The 1,384-nt window shown below is 62.7% G+C and carries 1 protein-coding gene; it reads left to right on the top strand.

The genetic code is table 11. The features are described from left to right. Positions 1 to 379: 379 nt before the first annotated feature. A complete protein-coding gene (locus tag NJ959_RS29540; protein ID WP_256529990.1) occupies positions 380 to 1,384 on the top strand; it encodes a lipoyl synthase in 1,005 nt (334 codons plus the stop codon).

Below are 1,384 nucleotides of genomic sequence, written 5' to 3'. Positions count from 1 at the left end.
CACAAAGACCGATCAATCAAGCGGCACCGATTCCGGTTCCCGGACGGTCCACGTAAGAGACTGGATCGACCGAGAACGCCATGGCGGTTGAGGACCAGTCCACGAAAATCGTGAGAGTTTGCGGACGTTCAAGCACTTCGGCGTTCCTTGCGCGGCAGCGCAACAAGGGTCGCGCCGTTTTTGCGCGATTGCGGCCCGGGACCGAAGTTCGTTCGCCGCTTCCTACAGTGCATCGATGCCTGACACGACTCCAGATTCGTCCCGCCCCGCAGGCGCTCCTTCACCGGACGCACTCTCTCGCACGCTTGCCCGCCACCCACGACCCCTCGGCGGCGATCCGCTCAAGCGGGTGGACGCACCGATCCTCAGCCTCTCCAATATGGTGCTCAACAACGCGGGCGAGTCCAAGCAGCAGTTGTCGCTCAAAAAGAAGCCGGCATGGCTGCGCGCGAAGGTTCCGGGCGGGCCGGGCTACACGCGCCTCAAGTCCATCCTCTCCGAGAACAAGGTCTACACCGTCTGTGAAGAGGCCAACTGCCCGAACATGGGCGAGTGCTGGTCGCGGGGCGTTGCGACAATCATGATTTTGGGCGACACGTGCACGCGCTCGTGTGGCTTATGCAACGTCAAGACGGGGCGACCCGCGATGCTTGATAAGGATGAGCCGAGCCGCGTGGCCGAGTCGCTGCATCTCATGTGGCAGGGCGCGGGCCTCAAGCACATCGTGATCACGAGCGTCAACCGCGATGAACTGTCCGACGGCGGGGCGGGGATTTGGGCCGAGACGATCATCCGCTCGCGCGAGGCGTGCCCGGGGATGAGCATCGAGGTTTTGATCCCCGACTTTGAGGGCAACTGGCCCGCGCTGCAGATGGTGATCGATGCGAAGCCACACATCATCAATCACAATCTCGAAACGGTCCGCCGCATGTACCCGGCGGTGCGCCCGAGTGCGAAGTTTGACCGCTCGGTCGAACTACTCCGGCGCGTGAAGGAACAAGGCGGCGTTGCGAAGACCGGCATCATGGTCGGCATCGGCGAGAAGGACGAGGAAGTCCTCGCGCTGATGGATGAGGTGCAAAATGGGGCGCGGACGAAGAAGGCATCGGGCATTGGGCGTCAGGCATCAGGCGAACAAGAGAACACTGAAGACTCTGCCGACATTTTGACGATCGGCCAATACTTGCAGCCGACACGGAACCATCTGCCGATCGATCGCTGGGTCACGCCCGAACAGTTCGTGTTCTTCAAGGAACAGGGTCTCGCGCGCGGGTTCAAGGTCGTCGAGTCCGGCGCGCTGGTGCGGAGCAGTTACCACGCGGACCACCAGGCGGACGTCCTGAGCGAGGTCGGCGCGGAGCGGGCGAAGCACGCGGCAAGGTAA

The organism is Limnofasciculus baicalensis BBK-W-15, from assembly GCF_024178385.1.
GTDB classification, from domain to species: Bacteria; Cyanobacteriota; Cyanobacteriia; order Cyanobacteriales; family Coleofasciculaceae; genus Limnofasciculus; species Limnofasciculus baicalensis.
This window is presented reverse-complemented; position numbering and strand designations above follow the sequence as displayed.

What these genes read in the sequence shown, in the direction of transcription:
- NJ959_RS29540 (WP_256529990.1), top strand. Translation starts at nt 380, where the DNA reads ATGGTGCTCAACAACGCGGGCGAGTCCAAGCAGCAGTTGTCGCTCAAA.